A 19,279-nucleotide genomic window follows, 5' to 3' on the forward strand; every position below is an offset into this window, starting at 1 on the left:
AAACAGAATATCCGCGGCACTCATTAAATCTCTTTCATAAAATTGCATCCCTATCAAGTCTGTTCTAAAATCTAAAACATGCTTCATCCTGGAAGGACAGCTGCCGATAATAGTAAAGGAAACCGAATTCTATCAATTAAGGAGCATTTACACCATGAGAAAATTTGCACTTGCGGTTATGCTATTCTGCGCCGCGGCCATGATTCAGCCCCATGTAACGGAGGCAGCATCCAACAAGACTAAAAATTTCGGCTATCTGGATACGAAAACGAATAGTACCTTCGTACCTATCCGCTTCCTGAGCGAATATGCCGGAGCATCTGTGAAATGGACCGCCGCCGCGAAGCGGGTGGACATTACGAAGGGTCAGGACAAAATTACGCTCTATGTAGGCAGTTCCTCAGCCTCTATTAATAATGAGCAGCAGCGGCTCGATGCCCCGCCGTTCGAAGATAACGGCAGTACATATGTCCCGCTCCGCTTTGTCAGCAAGGCACTCGGCATTCAATTAGGATGGCAGTCAGACACTTCATCCGTTAACGTTACTGCCGGCGGGAAGCAGACACGCCTTCCGGTTATTAAGCGCGGAACATTGGGCCAGCCGGTCACCAGCCAACTGAAAACCTTCAAGGTTGGCAGCAAGTCCTTTAACGTTCGTGTCGTGACCGTCAATCTGATGCATCCAAAGGTACAGCTTGATGTGGCGCTGGCCCACAACACGGTTGGCAAGGTCGAGGAACTAAGCAGCATCGCCAAACGGAACCAGGCCAATATTGCGATTAACGGCACATTCTTTGACGCTTATTCCGATAACAGCTACAGGACACCATACGGCTGGATTGTACAAGGGGGGAAGGCCAAAAAAACAAGCTCTGGCGACCGGAAAACAGCCTTTATTTATGATAAAAATAATCTGGCCGAGCTTGTTGCCGGCACGGACTTCCCTGACCGCTTCAAGCAAGGCGGCATTGAAGGCGCCCTTCAGGTAGGGCCTCGTCTGGTTGTGAACGGCAAAGTATCGCTGAATGTCAAAGAGGAAGGCTTCCGCGATCCGAAAATTCTGACCGGCGGCGGTGCGCGCAGTGCCCTTGGCATTACCTCCAACCATCAGCTGCTGCTCGTAACTTCCGGCGGAGCGACCATCCCGCAAATGGCGGAAATAATGAAGCAGGCTGGTGCTTACCAGGCAATGAACCTTGACGGCGGAGCTTCCAGCGGGCTGTATTACAACGGCAGCTACCTGACAACTCCAGGCAGACAAATCAGCAATGCTTTGTTGATTAAATATTAAGGACAAGCATCCGCGGTACTGAAAATAAAAACGATCAAGTCCCCGCTGCCCTGCGGAGCCTTGATCGTTTTTTGTCTGTCACTCTATTAAGCAATGTCAATGGCTAGCAGCAGGCAAAAGACCTCGCACATCGTCCATGTTGATTACCAGATGAATGCCGGGCATCGTCCGCATGGAGCCGGAAACAATGCCGCTCAGCCGCCCCTGCTCATCAAGTACGGGGCCGCCTGACATGCCGCTGACAATCTGGGCAGATGTTAAAATCCGCCCTCTTCCGTTTACTTCCGCATTCGGATGATTGACGATTCCCTCTGTAATGACAGGAGTATCCTTCATCGGATAACCGAGCGCAAAAATCTTCTCCCCATGCGCGAGCTTTGGCTCACGCAAAGGAAGGAAGGGATAGGCTTCCTTTTTGCCTTTTGCCGCCTTGGCCGGCGGAAGCTTCAGAATCGCCGCATCCGTCAGTTCATCATAGGCAGTCACTGTAATCGGCCCGATTGTTCTGCCGTCTGACAAGACGCCTTCGATCCGCTCCCCGCCTTTGACAACATGATAAGCAGTAACAGCCGTTCCATCAGAGGAAATGATAACGCCGGACCCTACTGCCTTGACAGCCTCACTGCTGCCCATGACCCGTAAATAGAGCATCGCGCTGCGGGCCAGCGCATAGCTCTCCTTCGCATTATACGAGTCAGGCACGCTTGCCTGCGAAGCGTTAGTAAAAGCAGCCATGCCGGAAATCAGCAAAGCCGTCAGGCACAGCATCATCATTTTTACTCTGCTGGACATTTGTCATGCTCCTCTTCTATTACTCACTCTTATCCCGCTGCACACTATTGAACGACTGGCATAATGTCCTCATAGGCCCAATGGGAAGGCGATAAGTCATTATATTTTGCCGGAAGCTTCTTCTTTTCAGCTCCAATAATACGGTTGATCAGCACAACTGCCTCGGCTCTGGAAAGCTTGCTGTCCGGTCTGAATGTGCCGTCAGGGAAGCCTTTCACATACCCTTCCTTCACGAATGCCTGAACATAAGGCGCTGACCAGTGAACCTTCACATCTAAGAGCGCCCCGGTTCCTGCTGCTGAATCAGCACCATTGCCAGCGCCTCCGGCCTGGTAACGCTCAGAAACATCCAGATGCAGCACCCGGGAGAGCATGACGACGAATTCTGCTCTTGTCAGCGGCTTTTCTCCGCCAAAAGTGCCATTCGGGTAGCCCTGCAAAATACCAGCCGAAGCGAAGAAGGCAATCTCATCGGACTGTTTTTCTCCTACATCGCTGAACAAGCTTGCAACGGTGACATTTTCTTTATCGAGCAGCGGAGCGAGTGCCCCGACCAGTTCATAGCGGGTCATGGCCGCATCCGGCTTGAACAGGTTATTGCTGTAGCCGGTCATGTACTTAATCTGGCTCGCATTGCCCTTCAATTCATAGCCCGCATTTGCGACTTCATAACGCATCGTCATGACTTGATTATCCTTGCTCGTAATCGCCTTGATGGTCACATTGCCGGTAATGATGATTTCGCCCTTATACTGCTGGCTGTTCACAGTTGGCGTGCTTCCGTCTGTCGTGTAGTAAATGATCTGTCCCGCAGGAGCTGTCAGTGTCAATTTGCTGTTGCGGGCGATAACCACCGGAGCGTCCTTGCCCGTACTCACCGGTTTCTGTCCGGTATATACCTGAATGACTGGCTTATCTTGCTTCTCCGGGATGTAGACGCCGCCTCCTCCGCCAAATACCGGAGGCGCCTGCTTCGTCCATACGCCTGTAAATACGTCACTGAGTTCCTTCTCTGACGCGACCGCAATTGCCTTGATTGTGGTCGTCTGCTTCAATACAACCGGTCCTGTATACAGTGCCGATTGTTCGGTTGGCTGCTTACCGTCCAACGTATAATAGATGACTGCATCCGGCTCCTGAACACCAAGCACTACGGACACCTGATCGGTAAAGCTGGTATCACCCGATACGACAGATGGCGTTTTTGCCGTCTCTGCGTATTTGATAGCTGGCGCATGAATGACAATTTGCCGTTTCGTTTCGCCCGCCGCTGCAGTCAGAACGGCTGTGCCTGCTGTTTTCAGTGTGCCTGTCACTTTGCCGGATTGCTTTTCAATGGCTGCTTCGGCAGGACTTGCCGACCATGTCACACCCCAACCTGTCAGTTCGAATGATGAATGAATATGGTTAATGGTATCCTTGTCATCCAGCATGACAGCCACTGCACTAATCGCAGAGTTATCCGCTCCGTAGAACGCTATAAGCTGCGGGTAGTAGCCTTGGGCAGCTTTCCATCCGGCAGCATCAAGCTGCGAAGGAAGTATACCATGTGCCAGTTCCTTTGCCAGTAAGCCTTTGGCATCGTCGCCAGAGCCGGCAACCGGCCTCAATTGGCTGTTGTAGTACGCTGTGTCCTGCTTCAGTTGCTGTTTGTTGTAGACGCTGTTGGATATTGCCCCCGCATCCGTCTTCTGTCCGGCAATTCCGCCAATGAACGTTACGCCCGGAACATGCTTGCCGTTCACCGACGCAATGATCTCCCCGGCAGACCAGACATTGCCCATTGTTCCGCCGTCTGCATAGCCGGCAATACCGCCGTTCCATGATTTGGCCGTTCCTCTGGAATCGGCCCGTCCGGAATAGTAGCTGAAGCTGATCTCCCCGGCGTTCAGGCCAGTGATGCCGCCTGTCTGCACCTCGGCTGCTTCCGTCAGCAAGTCAGCATAAGAGAAGCTGTGATCAATTGCAGCACCTGCAAGGTTCGCACCTGCAATCCCCCCGACGAGCACAGCCTGCTCCGCATGTGCGGATTTTACAGTGATGTGACCAGCAGTCGTAACGCTGCTGATGCGTCCTGCGTTGACGCCTGTTGCTCCGCCTGCAGAAGTACCTGCCGCTGTGATCCCGACATTCACTTGGCTTTTCGTAATCGTCCCGTTGTTGTTCCCGGCAAGACCGCCGGCAATTCCATTGCTTTCAAGGGTCAGGCCGCTCACCTGAATCTGAGTCAATGATCCTTTGTTATCACCTGCTACGCCTCCAGTATAATCCGTACCTTTAACCTTGGCGTTCTTGATGACAATATTGCGGATAACTGCGCCTTGCTCATTCATCCCGGCTACGACTGCTGTATGTGCACCGCCTGTAACGGATGCATTATCGAAGCGGAGATTCGTTACAGTTCCCTTGTTTTGCTTCATGAAAGCTGAAGGACCGGAATTCTCCGTTCCTAAAATTTGAAGGCCCGAGATGACATGCCCGTCGCCGTCGAACACCCCGTTAAAGCTGTCGAACGGAACCCATGCCCTGCCTGCAAGATCGATATCTGCGGCAAGACGAATGCTTCCGAATTCCGGCTTTGTCTCCGCAGTCCGGTTAAAGAGCTTATAATACGGCAATCCTGTTTCATTTAATACATGCACTGAGCCAGCCAACTGTGGTGCTGTACGAATGACCAGGCCGTCATTGGCCGCTTCGTTCAGAAACAGAGTGTCCAGCTCAAAGTTCCAGCTTCGTACAGCAGTCATATCTGCTGCTTCTACCGATGTTACGCTCACAGTCTGGCCCAGGTTATAACCAACTGGTGTTGCTGCTCCCGTGTACGTAGAATCGGTCAGCTTGCCCTGCCTGAACTGATAGCCTAGCAGAGATCCCTTGTACACATTGGCCCCGCTCACATTGATGGACAAGGTTGGAACATGGGCATAAACCTTGGACAACTGCCCGTCATTGTATCCGGCAAAGCCGCCCGCATAAGCGCGTGTCGCATGATTGATGCCGAATGTCTCGACCTTTCCGTTTAGCGCATAAGCACGGCTAATGCTTGCTGCACGCTCTACGGCAGCCGCAAAGCCTCCGCTGCGCGTGTCAAACCCGGTGTTGTGAACATTGCCTGATGCATAGGCATCTGTAATGTTATATTGGTCTACGGAACCTGCAAAGCCGCCCGTATATGCACCGGTAATGCCTTTGACTGTCAGATTGCCCGTGGCATATGTCCGCTCAATGGACGCCGCTTCATCCGCGGTCTCGCCCAGCAAGCCTGCGAACCCGCCCGCATAAATCGTGTTATCCTGATTCGTATCCTGCACATTTACAGGAATATTTGCGGAAGAGTGTGTTATTTTCGTCTCATCCGCCATACCGACAAATCCGCCAATATGCGCAGATGGCATAACCCCGCTGCGTGTTACAGCATTTCCGATTTCAATTTTTCCGCCGTTGGTTGCTGCTGCACTGGAGTAATGCATCTCTCCTGCTGTCGCCTTGCCGGCAACACCGCCCACATGGTAGATGCTGGCGGATTCCGCCTGAATTGCTGTGTCTGTCTTCACATGCACCAGAATACCGCTGTTCTCCCCGGCTGCGCCCCCCGCCGAAGCATTCTTGCCGCCGGAAAGCTTCAATTGAGATGCAGCATTGGCGTAATAAATGGAAGCCTTGCTATTTATCCCTGTAATTCCGCCTAGGCTCAAATCTGCGTTGCCGTCCTCTGTGGTCAGCTGAATCCTGCCGCCTTGAACGTCCGCCTGATAGATTCCATAGTAGAGCGGAATAAGCTGCCCAAAGTCAAAAGCTTTGTTCAGGTCGTCCGACGACAGACTGCCGGTTATCCCGCCAACTGCGCTTGCCCCGGAGTCCGCTTCAACAGAAATATCCGGTACAACGACAGATTTGCTGAAAATGACGTTATCCGACATGCCGGCAATGCCGCCGACTGCAGCATCTGCTCCATCTGCACGGATAACCGCTTGTGTATAGGCATCATACATCGCAGCTTTCGTTATCCAACCTGCAACGCCGCCCGCAACAGCATTTTTTCTGCCTGCCGAAGCGCTAATCCTTACATTTTCTACGCGAACCTGCCGGATATCATAGGCATCCGTTCCCTTGCCCTCTTTGATACCGACCACGCCGCCTGCAACCCCGGAGCCTGCAAGCTGTACAAATGCACCGTCTGCTGCTGTACTACTGCCGCTCTTCTTATCTGGTCCGGCTTCGCTAAATCCTTTCACGGTAATGCCTGATAGTGTGTTGCCCGGCTCAGAGTGGCCAATCACGCCGCCTGCAACAGATTCTTCGCCGCTGGCTGTAATCCGGCCATCCTTGAAAGTCAGGGTCATATCCTGAGCCTTGCCGGAAACATAACGGCCGATAACTCCGCCAACCACACTGCTCTTGCCCGCAGCCGAAACGCGGTATTCCTTCACAACACTCGTCGTGAGTCCGGTAACATTCCCGGTCTGCTCACCGAAGATCCCGCCGACAGTTGCACCGTCCGCTATGCCTGTAACTTCCCCGTTAACCGCCGTAATTTTATACAGGGCTGCATCCACAGCCATCTTGTTCTTTCCGGCGATGCCGCCAGCAATCGCATTTTCGATGCTGCCTGCGATCTTGCTGCCGCCATCCAGCGTAAGCTCAAGCTTCTCCATCCGGCCTGCATTCTCGCCAACGAGGCCGCCGACTGTCTGTCCGTTAATCTCCGCCCCATTCAGCAGACGGACGTCAATGTCAGAAATAAGCCCCTGGTTCAGACCAGCCAATGCCCCTGCATGCTGCTTGCCTTCCACAGCAAGCGGCTCCAGCTTCACATTTCGCACTTCACCCTTCGTCCCAATTACACCGAACAAGCCTGCATAGGCATGATCCGGCAATACGGTCAAGCCGTCGATCAGGTGCCCCCCTCCTGCAAAGGTACCCTGGAACGCACGGGCTGCGCTGTCTCCTACCGGAATCCATTGCTTGGACTGGATATGGATCGGCTTGGTGATCCGAACCGTCCGGCCTTCGAAATTGAAGGCTTTCTCACCCGGAACCGTTCCGTTCACAATAGCAGCAAGACCTGCAAGCTCCGCTTCCGTGCTGATTTCAAAATTAATGGCGTCCTTATCAATCATGTACCAGCGGATATTCTGGTTCACTTCCTCATGGCCGCCTCCGCCGCCGCTATTGGCCGTACGGTTCAGTTCCGGATATTTATACGCTGCATTTAGCGATCCGTATTTCCAGACCGTTGCGAAGTCCCAGCCCGACAAGCCCGGGAATACACTGCGGTCTTCCAGCGTCTCTGCCAAAATTGTGCTCAGTCTTGCATGGACGTTGAGGAAACGGTGATTGCCTTCCGCAAAATCCGGCAAGTCTTTATTGATGGCTTTGTCTTCATCTTTAATATAGTAAGATTTGTACAACAGTTCCTTGCTGGCATTGTCATAGCGTCCTGCAAATCCGCCGGCAAATGCCCCGCTGCCCGCGCTCACCTTGGAAGCAGAGTAGCTGTATGATACTTTGCCTGCAACAATACGTCCGATAAAGCCCCCGGCATAGGAATGATCCTTCGCCGCTGCAACCGACTTCGCGGAATAAGAATGATCAATGGTTCCTGCCGCATGCTCGCCTACGAGGCCGCCGGTAATCGAATAGCTGCCGTCCGCCTTCACATTGGAAGCTGCATAGGATTTTAATATCGCTCCTGTATTGCGCCCTGCAAGACCACCTGTGAATACAGCATGTCCGGCTGTTCCAAATGTGCGGACAGTAAGGTCATTATCAACATAAGAAGCAGTAATTCTTCCATTATTGTCGCCCGCCAGCCCGCCTGTCAGCGTGCCTTCCCCTTCAATGCCCATATTGGCATTCGTATAGGCATAATAGATGGCACCGGCTTCCGTGTTCATCCCGACCAGACCACCGGCAATGGAGTTTGCTCCCTTGGATACGAGCGAATTTTTCTCGGTAATGCTGCTGTTGGCAATCAGACTGCTGTTCTCGCCAGCCATTCCCCCAATTACCGCGGATGGCGCACTTGACTGAATGCTTCCTGAAACCCGGCTGGCTTGAATCGTACTGACACCCGTTGCCGGATCAGCAATCGTATCGCCGTCACGCGCCGCGTTGCGTCCGATAAAGCCGCCGATAACGGCTTGTTGTGCGGATGGATTGGCCCTAATGTTCAGCTCAGTCACGTAGGTTCCCGTAATAACCGCCCCATTCGTGCCCTGGTTATAACCGGCGATACCGCCTGCCAATGCCTTTTCCCCGTTCAAAATAAGATTAATCTTATGACCCACCAGCTTCTCTGCCTTAGTACGGACACTATGTCCGATCAGTCCGCCGATGTGGCCCTCCGTTCCCGCCGCTGTCGTAGACAGCATCACATTTTCGGCATTTACCGTCATGGCATCGCCAACAAGACGGGAATCCTCGGCTTTGCCCGCTATCCCCCCGGCCGCTGCCTTCGGCCCTTGAACGGAAAGCGCGGCGTAGTCCGGTATTACAGCCTGGACGATCGAATTCGAGATCACCGCATTTTTCGCCGAACCCGCGATACCTCCGATAGCCGATTCGGCTCCGGTTGTATGAAGCAACTGCCCGTCTCCTGCAAGCACCACGGAATCTGCAATCATTGCTGTAAGTCCTGTTGCCGTGTCTGTCTCCAGACGTCCCGCAATGCCTCCGGCCTCAGTCTTTTCACCAGTTGCCTTGATGGCTGCATAACTGGACTGGCCCGCAGTCAGCACACCCGTATTCAACCCCGCGATAGCGCCAAGCCTGTTATCGGCCCCTGAAGAAGTGATCGTCACCTTCTCTGCCAACGCATGATCAACAGACGCTCTGTTTTCGCCGAATACGCCGCCGATCCGGTTATCCTGCCCGCTGCTGCCAAGGGTAATATCCTTCACGTCCAGCGTGCTGGCTCCCGCTTGAAGCGTTCCTTTGTTCGTTCCCGCAACCCCGCCGGCGCTGATCGAAGCCGCATTCAGGTTCAGCTCAAGCTGCTCCACTGACGCAAACAAATCTGAAGTTTCATTCGTTCCGGCTATCCCGCCGATCAGGCTGTCCGATGCCTTGACATCCACAGCCACATGGTGTACTGCAATCGGCATCTCCGAAGAACCGACCACAGCATCCTTGGTCAATTGGCCTGCTATGGCCCCGAATGTATAGCCGCTTCTGCCCTCTTCTGTTATTAGAGTGATCCGCGTAGCCCCACTGTCTGTTAAAGCCAATTGGGCACTGTTCACACCGATAATCCCCCCGGCAATGATATCATCCCTGCCGTCAGCCGGTGCCACAGCTGCTTCGTCCAGCTCCGCTGCAAATGTAACACTGCTGCTCGCCTCGTGATCCGCCGCTCCAACCACTGCTTTGGAGATCACGCCTTCCGCACGTCCTGCTACTCCGCCCGCCACACTGCGGGGACTGGCTTGAAGTGCAAGATGGCGCACCTGAACATCCGTGATCGTCCCGTTCGCATGGCCTGCCACGCCCCCAAGCGTGCCATCCGCTGTAATAGAGGCAAAATTCGCAGAAGTATTGCCTGCTGTTGCCTTCGTGATTGTGCCGCCATCCAGATAACCGGCAATTCCGCCCGTATAGGCGCCAGCCTTGCCATGAACCTTCATACGGCCAGTAAAAGACGTATTGGATATCGTTGTCCCGTTATGGTATGCACCGATAATACCGCCGGTAAAAACCCCGGACTCCGCGCCGGACCCGTCTGCGGTGACCTGAATCTCATGTGCAAATACCGCACCATCGATTGCAGTATCTGCAAACTGGCTGCCGTCAACGCGGCCGATATAGCCCCCGGTATACAGGTTCGTCTGTCCATTTACAGAGATGTCCCCTGTGCTGACAACATTCGTTGGGGCCTCCCCTGCCGAAGCAGCATAAGCCTGATTGGATACTATGCCTCCCGTATAAACACCTGTACCGCCTTCAACGGTCAGTTTGCCCCGGTTGTCATAGGCTTCCGCTGCGGTATGATCCAACAGCAGCCGCTGACTGGCAAATCCAATCAGACCACCCGTATAGGCTTCATTCGGGCTGCCGGTTACAGATACAGCAGCCGTATTGCCCGCTGTGCCCAAAAAGCGCAGCTCGCCCGTAATGCTTCCGATCAGACCGCCTGTGTAGACCTGAGATTGCCCTGAAGCGGACAGCTCAACTTCATTGGAAAAGCTGTGGCCCCATGTAAAGCTGCTGTCAATCCGTCCGGCAATTCCGCCCGTATGGACATTGGCGCCCCCATGATTGGCAACCGGGGCACTGCTCGCAAACTGAACCTGAAATAACGGGTCAGTCTGCCCGGCACCGATCTCTCCGATCAGCCCTCCTGCGTAAGAGCCGAGTGCCTGCGGAGCTTGAATCGCAACCGCCCCGCTGTTGCCAGACAATTCCGAGAAGGTAATTTCTGAGCCGGCCCGGCCGACAAGCCCCCCGGCATAATTGTGCTGTCCTTGCTCTGCTGTAATAGCACCTGTATTAGTTACCGGCGTATTTTCTTCATCCATGCGCAGGGAGCCTTCGGCGTAGCCGACCACTCCTCCCGCATAGACATCTCCGCTTCCGCCGCTTTTCGTAGCAACCGCTCCATGATTCTCCGACTTTTTGATCTTCAGACCGGCAAGTCCGCCGTGGCCTGCAATCCCTCCAGCCATAGCTGTGGAGCCTGTTGCCGTAATACCGGCTTCATTGACAGAACTGGATATAGACCCGTCTCCTGCGCCGACAATTCCGCCGGCATGAACCTTATCGTTTTCCTCTTGAACCCGGATCGGGATATGATTCGTAATCTGGTAGACAATGCTGTTGTCAGTCATCTTGCCGACAGCAGCACCGGCATATACGTCATGGCCCGGACTCGCAGCCGTCAAGCTGCCATCGGCAGCGAATTCGAAGCCGCCTACCGTTCCGCCCTCCATATATCCGACAAGCCCCCAATAGCTGTGGCTGCTGGAGACATGCATGCCGGAAATCGTAAATACCTTCCCGCCTTCGGCAATCAGTGTGCCCTTGAAGGGATGATCGGCATTGCCGATTGGCGTCCATAAATAATCGGACAAGTCCAGGTTGCGGTCGATTTCCAAAATTTTGCCGCTGAAGCCGTTTATCGCATCGCCCGTGTCCGATATGCCATCATTCACCAGCTTGGCTACACCTGCGAGCTTTTCCTTGGAATCAATTGTAAAGGTTACGTAAGTCTCGTTGTACCAGTCCGTTTGGGCATAGCCGTCCCAGCTCTCAGGACCTGCCTTGGCCATATAGACACCTGCGAGAGCCGCAATCGACAAGCACATTACGGCAATGGCAAGTTTGTACACCGATGATCGCTTCGCTATCATTCATGCACCGCCTCAAATAGATTGTGAACCTTGCAATGGGATTGAGCAGCTAGAATCTATGTACATCTTCTGTGAGCAGATATACCCACACAAGCCTGACTGCTGCTTGTGTGGGTACGCTTGACTTTAGGATTTTCCGGTTATGAATTGATCCAGACGAATAGCAATGGCCGCTGCTTGTGCCCGGGTAAGTACGCCCTGCGGATTAATGCTGCCGTTCTCCCCGCGAATCAGGCCCTGCTTGATCGTCAGCGCAACCGGCTTGCGCGCCCAGGCCGGAATTTCCGCTCCGTCCTTGAACTCGCCCAGGATGCGTTCCGTCTCCTGATCTGACAATTCCTCTGCCAGACCAAGCACGCCCAGCATGCGTCCTGCCATTGTCATCGCTTCGATCCGGGACAGGGCGGCATTCGGCTCATAAGCTCCGTTTGCCTTGCCGGTAACGATGCCCAGTTCGGCTGCAACGGACACGCTGCGGCTGAACCAGTCCTTCTCAGCTACATCGGTAAAGCCTCCTACCGCTGTCCGGTTCAGCCATCCGCCCACCCGAAGCAGAATGGTCGGATATTCAGCCCGTGTGATCCGGCTGTCCGGCTCAAAGCGGTCTGCGCTTTTGCCAAGGACAAACAGCTTCGCTGATGCTTCCTGAATGCTCTGCTGCCCCCAGAAGGTGGCTGCAACATCCTTGAACACCTTTCCGCTGCCTCCTAAGAAGCCGATGCTGCCCGATCCTGTCAAATGAATACGGGCGTATGTCTTGCCATTGATCTGCTCCAGTTTCCAAGGCACTGTCGTCCAGCTTCCATTCTCGCTTCTGAGAATAACCGCCGAGATCTCCCCTGCCTTCACATGCTCCGGCAAGGCAATCGCTGCATTCACAAATGGAAGGAATCCGGATTCCGGAAGATTGATCTTAATGGCTGTGCCCTGGTCTCCGCCAAGCAGTGAAACCTTCAAGCCGTTTGCCACTGTCTTGAGTCCGCTGACCGATACAGCGCTGCTCGCGCCAATCTGGATATGAAGGTCCCCGTTCAGACCTGCCAGCTTGTCAGGCCCAAGTTCAACAGCCGCTCCCGGCAGCTCCAGACGAAGCTTGCTCTTCTTGGTGCGAAGCTGTTCTACATTACTCTTGTCTATAAGCAGGTCATAGCTGCTTGCTGATGTATCCTTCGCAGAAATAATCAAATCGGATGATTCCTTGATGTTCACCTGACCGGATTTCAAATGAAGGCGCGCTTCATTGCCTGTACGCTCAGCCTTCACCTTCTGTCCGTCCACGCTCACTTCGACCGGGCCTGTATTCACAACCGGGCCGCCGCCTCCGCCGCCAAAGCCGCCGCCACCTGTATTGCCTGGCGCAGACCATACTTTTGCCGTCAGCTTGGAGGAAAGCGCAGTCGCTTGCTTGCTCTGCGTCAATCTCTTGGCGACGAGCACACTGTCGCCTTCACTTGCGCTAATTTCACCGCTGGCAGGAAGTATGCTCCAACTGCTCAAATCCTCCAGATACACCGGAAGCGCGACACTCGTGCCTTTGGCAAAAACTTTATAAACAAGCTGCTGCCCGTCCATATCTCCCGTGCCGCTCACCGTAAGTTTAGTCTTGCCCGGCTCGCCCTGGATTGCTGAAGAGGCTGCTGTGATGCTGTCCAATCCCTTTACGGCAGCAAGAGCAAGTGCGTTTAACGAGACCTCATCCGTTACCTGATAGGTGGCTTCAATTACACTGCCGCCCGTTACAAGTCCGGTTACACGTCCTGTATCTGTAACCTGAACGGAATCTCCTTTTTGAAGCTTATAGCTCAGACGCTTATCACCCGCAGGAATGGCAACCTCTTTGAATTTTGGCTTGCCGCCTGCATCCTTGCCGGTGGCTACTTTCAGGAAAGCCTGAAGGGACTGGCTTTCGCCAGGCTGTACCGCCTTCACTTCCTTGATGACCAGCGCCGCCGGAATTTCGAAGCGGTCATTGGAGATTTGCACGGTGGCCTGATTCCCGTTGCCTGCGCCATCCATAGCTATAAATTCCAGCACGGCAGTCGGATCGGCCGAAGCAATCTCAACCGCTGCGTCGAACTTGCCGTCATCTCCCACCTCAATCAGCTTGCCGTTTACTTTCAGGCTCGCATCATTGGAGGTTGTGCCGGACACCTTGATCTTGCCGTTCGTTGTCCGCTCCCCGGTTAAAGGCTGGTCAATATACAGCACCGGAGCAATCGTATCGACGGTCAAGTACAGCATGGTAACCGACTTATCGCGGGTTTTCTTGTTTCTTGCTATCAATTCAATCGCATAGGGCCCGTCTGTTTTGAATTGATCCAGCTTTAGCGTCCCTTTGCTGCCCGCACCACTGCTGGCAAGCACTGTCTTCCCGAGTGATTTCTCCTCATAGAAGGCTTCAATCTCGATATCCTTCTGATCAGCAGTAATCTCCAGAACCTGCTCCAACTTGCCGGTCAGCAGCTCCGTATACGCCCCCGGGGCTGTTACCGTTCCCGAATCGGATCGGATACCCAGCACCGGTTTTTTCGGAACAGGAAGCAATTTCTGCAAGCTGACAGACTGCTCGGCAAAATGATAGTTTTCATTCTTGTCCGCTTCCTTAGGCGGCTTGGCTGCTACCGTGATGGCGGCTATATATTCCTGTCCGGTCTGAAGTCCGGTATATTTCACATCCTTCAAATCCAGGACTGTCCCTTCCAGGCTTGCCGTGTTGATATTGTCGGAAGTGGATGTGGCACTCCAGCCGCCAATAAGAATCCCTTCATAGCGGCCGCTGGCGCTGTTCCAGTTGGGGGCAAGCTCTTCTGCCGTAAACAGCAGATCGCCAAAGCTCTCCACCTTCTCCAGCTTCCCGTTCTTGCTTTGCAGAGCTTCAATCATGTAGCTTTGCTCAAAGCTGTCCTGTCCCGGCTTGCGTGCTCCGGGTTTGAAGGACAGAGCGAACAATCCGTTGCCTGCCGGTTCGATTTCGACATCGCTCACCTTATTCGGAGCGAGCGGGTCGATGATGTCGAACTTCTCTGCCGAAGTCTTCGTGCCAAACGACGTGTGGGACTTGAGCTCCACTCTCAGGTAGTAGCTGCCCTGCTGCAGCAGACCGCGAATATCCTCCTGCGCCCCGAGAATCGATACCTTTGTGACATCAATGTCGGTGCTGCCGCTTGTAACCTTGCCGCTCACAACGCCAAGATGGTCAACAGGGAGATCCTTGGCAATTAACATCCCAGGTTCGCCCGGCTCCAGCACTTCTTCCCCGTTTGCCAGAACGGTCTTGTTCTGAGTCACGGCATCCTCAGTCAGATACAAATTAATGGTATCTCCCGGCTGCGCATTCTCAACCTGCCAGGACGCCTTGAATTTGTTCAAATCATCGCTGTCCTTCGTCAGCTTCACATCCTGCAGCCCCGGTGCAACCGGCACATTCAGCAGGCGTGTCTCTACCGGTGTTACCGATGTGAGTGTCCACGTGCCGCCTGTGTTGACACGATCCGCAGGAAGGATGATGTATGCCTTTCTGGAATCAACGCCATCCGGTGACTGGGCAGCCAAAATTTCCTGTGTGAACGCATTGGCTTGCGGGTTCGTATTCGTGTTGTCAAAGACAACCGGATACAGCTTGCCGTCGCGATCCTTCAAGGTAAAGCTTGGCATATCCTTCTGGTCATATTGCATCTCAATAATGGCGTTGCCCGAAATGCCGCTCATCGGGATTTCATGGATTCTGCCGCCGTTTTTCGTGATAATTCCGCCGATTCCGGTATTCACTGCGCCATTCTCCAGCACGCTCACACCTTCAGCAATACTGCGGTATACGACCCCTTGCGAAGCCTGTTCGGCGTCAATCCATGAGGTTGCAACCGTCTCGACACCTTGGCCGATAACAAGCAGACGCGGCCCCTTCTCCGGATCATCGATGACAAGATGAATCATGCCATCCGGCAAATCTCCGCCGGAGGTGCCGAATTCAATGCCGCCGCCCCAGTAGTAGGTGATGCCCAGCGAAATGAACAGGATGCCTATGCTGCCCCATACTTTATCGTTGTTCAGACCGAAGAACACGCTCGACAGCGGCAGACCGCCAACAACCGGAACACTGCTCGGGATCTGAACCCTCGATCCGATATAGCCTTCGAAATCGATGCGGTTCTTCTCCAGATTTTGTCCGACGAAGATACCCGCCTTTCCGATGATGACATCCCAGCCGCCGATATCAACTTCCGCAGCCAGGCGCACAAACCATGGCGTCATCCATTGGGCTTCCAGCAGCGCATAGCTCAGCATCGGGATCAGATCATCCTTGCCTGCATTCGGATTCGCGGAGAAATCCATCTTCCCTTCCACTTTGAAGCCTGTGCGTTTCACAGTCAGATCCACTTTGCCGAAGAAATTGACAGGCGAAACCCCGAATTTCAAGTCCACCCCTGCCTGGACCACGAGCGGGAACGGGTCCTTGTCGCTGCCGCCTGCAATGGTGTCCGCCAGTTCACGGATCGCGCCGCGAATGGCGGTCAGGTAGGTCGCCCCGGTAATCATGACGCCCGGTTTTCCCAGTGTTGTGCCGAAAGCAACAACATCCGGCAGCACCCGGCCGTCCTTCACTTGTTTAAAGCCGAGTTCAACCTCGACTTCGACCGTATTTTTCAAATCCGCCTTGAATTTAATGCCGTACTGGTTATCAATATTTTTCACGGGCTGGACATAATGCACGACGTTCAGTTCCCCGCTGACGTCTCCGCCGTCATCTTTCTTGCCCTTCTTGTCCTTTTTGTCTTTCTTGGAGCCAAGCAGTCCAAGGTCCTGATTCAGCTCAAACTTCATGGATGCGTCTACACCTACGAAGCCCTTCTCGTTGAAGACGACATTTTTAACCTCGCCCTCGACGACCTTCAGCTTGAGCGTTCCGCCAAAGGAAATGCCGCCATCCCTTAGAATAAAATCATTAAAGGAGAAGCCAAAGCCGGAAACCGAGAAGCTCGGTGCTGCAAACAAGCTGTGCTTGTTGAAATACACCTTCTCAATCATGACCTGACGAAGCGGATTGATGCGGTCTCCAAGACCCCCGACGGCCCATTTCAGACTGCCGTTCAGACTGTCATCCTCCGGATTGTCTTCATTTCCTTTGTCCTTTTTGTCGTCTTCTTTTTCGTCTTCGTCTTCATCTTCATCCTCAACCAGACCGTCTCCAACCGTTTTGTTGAAGCCGTTATAGAAGTCGAGTGTCCACTCTCCGCGATGGAAGACAAAGCCGCTGCCCGCCACACTAAGCAGACCGTCGCCTTTTACAAATAAGGAATCGAAAAACGGCATCCGGTCATAGCCGTTTACCCTGTTCTTCACGCCGAAAATATCCAGCTTGCCGCGGACAAATACCATGTCCTTTCCTTTATAAGCAACGGATTCGTTAATAATTGCAGGCTCGGTACGGGTATCAACGACAGCCTGCAAATCTTTGCCCTCGCCTACTTCCCGGATCATGCCGCGGACAACAACGAGCTTCTCGCGCTTCCCGCCTTCCACGCTCTCCTCATCGAAGAAATCCTCCATATCCTTCTCGGACGAGAACAGCTTATAGTTGTAAGCCGGTACTTCCTCCAGAGAATCCTCACTCAGGAACTCATCGAGCTTGAACTTGGAATCAACCGCCTTGCTTGCAATTCCGAACAGGGTCTTGGTCTGTCTGAAGGCCGCAATGGAAGTGTACAGGCTGGAAGCCTGCGTGAACGGCTCGCCAGGGAACAAGCTGTTCAGTTCATCGAGCAGTTCCTTGCCCGGGGTGCCGCCTGTTGCCACCGATTTCAAATCGACAGTCTGCTTATAGAGCGCCATAATCTTTGCTTCTCTGATCCGCGACTTCGGATTGTCCGTGACCATGAAGGACTGGGTGGTCGTAATATCATACATGGCGGCAATGTCTGCATCTCCGCCAGTATCGCCCTTAAAGTCGATCTGCACCTGATACTCGCCCAGCGGCAGCTCCGGTCCGAGCCCGGCCTGAATAACATTTCCGGCTGCGTCGACCAGATCCCCTCCGCGGTATGCAATTCGCATATCGCCTGAGAAGCCGTCATCCGTTGGCTGAAGGATGACAGAATCCTTGACCGGCACCTTGTAGCGTTTGCCGGTTACTTTTTCCTTCAAGTACAAGTCAAAGTTCGGCGCCGCCGTATCATTGCCCGTATTGTAGGCTTCGATGTTGGACAGGTTGAGCGTTACGTACTTGATATCCTTGCTGTACAACTCCTTCGGCGACAATGCATAGACGTAGGTCGGAACCGCGTTGCCGACCGCCGGAAGCAGGATGAAGTTCGCCTTGCTGGACTCGTACTGTGCTTTAATGCCTTCGTCCTGGATGCCCTCCAGCTTCGCCTGGGTTTCCGGGCTGCTGGCCTTGAGCATATATTCCCTTGTTACCGGCCATGGTCTGCCCTTGGCCTGCACCTTGAAGGAGACGGTTATGGTATCTCCCGGTTTATACTTTGGAATAATCCCCTGTGCTGCCTCCTCCGGGGTTGCCGGCTTCCGGAACTCAAGTGACTTGCTGCGGAAAGCCTCGGTTGCAACCTTCCCGTTTGCATCCCGTACAATCCGCCCCTGCTCATCCAGCTTGACGAAGTTCAGTCCGCTCTGGAGAGACAGCTCCACATTGATTGTGGATTGCTCCATATTAAAGGAAGCGAGATTCTCAACCTCGGCGATAATGTCAAACACGCCTTCATTGGCGTAATCGCTGTTGTCCTGGAGTGTAGAAAGCTGCTGCACCGGATCGATATAGCGGATGGAAAATACTTTGTCCGGCTCGATAATTTCACCCAGTCCGTATACCGTCTCGAACGTCTGCATCGCCTTGTCGGCGAGCACTTTCGGCTGCCAATAGAAGGCCACTGCCGAGTCAGCCGTTCCATAGTCATTCGTATCACGGGTAAAATCGAGATTCGGATTCGGGGTATAATCCCACTTGGTGTTCGCCAGGCCATTCCAATGGCCGACAATCATCTCGTCCACGAGATTGATATTGCCCTCGGCAAAATTGTTAAAGCCGTAGGCAACCACATTGGTAGCAAGCGGGTTCGTTAAATCCAGGGTGTCCCGCATAACCCAATAAGGAGGCAGCTTGTAGAATGCGACATCCTCATCGGGAATGCCCAGCTTCTTCGGATCATGGACCAGCTTGCGCTCTACCATCAGCGGCGCCCTGTAGGTCGTGCCGATCTGGAACTGCGGTCCGTCATTGCCGGCGACCATCGTATCGAGCAGAATCCGGCTTCCCAGCTCCACTTTCGCTCCGCTGCGGTTCAAAACCTCATAGCGGACGTTGACGTTACCGGCATTTTTCTTATCCGCACCGTTGGAGTAAAGCATCAAAATCTGTTTGATTTCCACGCCTTTAATTTTCCAAACCGTCTCAATTTGCCTCGTTCCATTTGGATTGCTCACAATTCGCGGAGTGGTGATTTCTGAGAACAGTCCGGAAGCGAACTTGTACGGATTTCCGAAAATATAGTCCGTTCCGTCGATTCTAAAGGTCGTAAAGGAAGTCTCCGGGTCATCGCCGCGGAACAGCATATCGACGTTCTGGTCCTTCTTGCGTATCGGCTGTCCTTCCACCGTACGGATACCGAAACGTCCAGTGCTGTTATCGACCGTTACCTTAATAAACTCATTTTGCAGCACGGTCGTCTTGGGTGCCGTTACCGCCGCTGCCACCGCCTGCATGCCGCTAATATTGGAGGTCAAAATTAATATGAGGGCAAGGAAGAGGGCTAGCGTTTTTCTCATCAGCAGCACAACTGTACCTCCTGTCTATTGGTCACATAGATTCTGTTTGCTACTATTCGACGCAATTGAC

Annotated in this window: 4 protein-coding genes; 1 reads left to right on the forward strand and 3 read right to left on the reverse strand. The window is 53.6% G+C overall.

Features of this window, described 5'->3' with window-relative positions:
* Window positions 1–154: 154 nt before the first annotated feature.
* The gene (locus tag H583_RS0100210; protein WP_028558705.1) at window positions 155–1,291 is read left to right on the forward strand and encodes a phosphodiester glycosidase family protein; all 1,137 of its coding nucleotides are present in this window, start codon (window positions 155–157) and stop codon (window positions 1,289–1,291) included.
* A 96-nt stretch (window positions 1,292–1,387) separates the two neighbouring features.
* On the opposite strand, the gene H583_RS0100215 is transcribed toward H583_RS0100210, so the two are convergent.
* The 3 genes from H583_RS0100215 to H583_RS0100225 all read right to left on the reverse strand — a co-directional run bounded on the left by H583_RS0100215 (window position 1,388) and on the right by H583_RS0100225 (window position 19,209).
* Window positions 1,388–2,083 carry a S1 family peptidase gene (locus tag H583_RS0100215; protein WP_028558706.1) on the reverse strand — a complete coding sequence of 232 codons (696 nt, stop codon included), beginning with the start codon at window positions 2,081–2,083 and terminating at the stop codon, window positions 1,388–1,390.
* Window positions 2,084–2,127: 44 nt separating this feature from the next.
* The gene (locus tag H583_RS0100220; protein ID WP_028558707.1) at window positions 2,128–11,430 is read right to left on the reverse strand and encodes a chitobiase/beta-hexosaminidase C-terminal domain-containing protein; all 9,303 of its coding nucleotides are present in this window, start codon (window positions 11,428–11,430) and stop codon (window positions 2,128–2,130) included.
* 126 nt (window positions 11,431–11,556) lie between these two features.
* Entirely contained in the window at window positions 11,557–19,209 is a 7,653-nt protein-coding gene (locus tag H583_RS0100225) for an S-layer homology domain-containing protein (RefSeq protein ID WP_245585821.1), read from the reverse strand.
* Between the last annotated feature and the right edge of the window lie 70 nt (window positions 19,210–19,279).

Origin of the sequence: Paenibacillus pinihumi DSM 23905 = JCM 16419, assembly GCF_000422505.1 — a bacterium.
In the GTDB taxonomy this organism is placed as follows: domain Bacteria; phylum Bacillota; class Bacilli; order Paenibacillales; family Paenibacillaceae; genus Paenibacillus_D; species Paenibacillus_D pinihumi.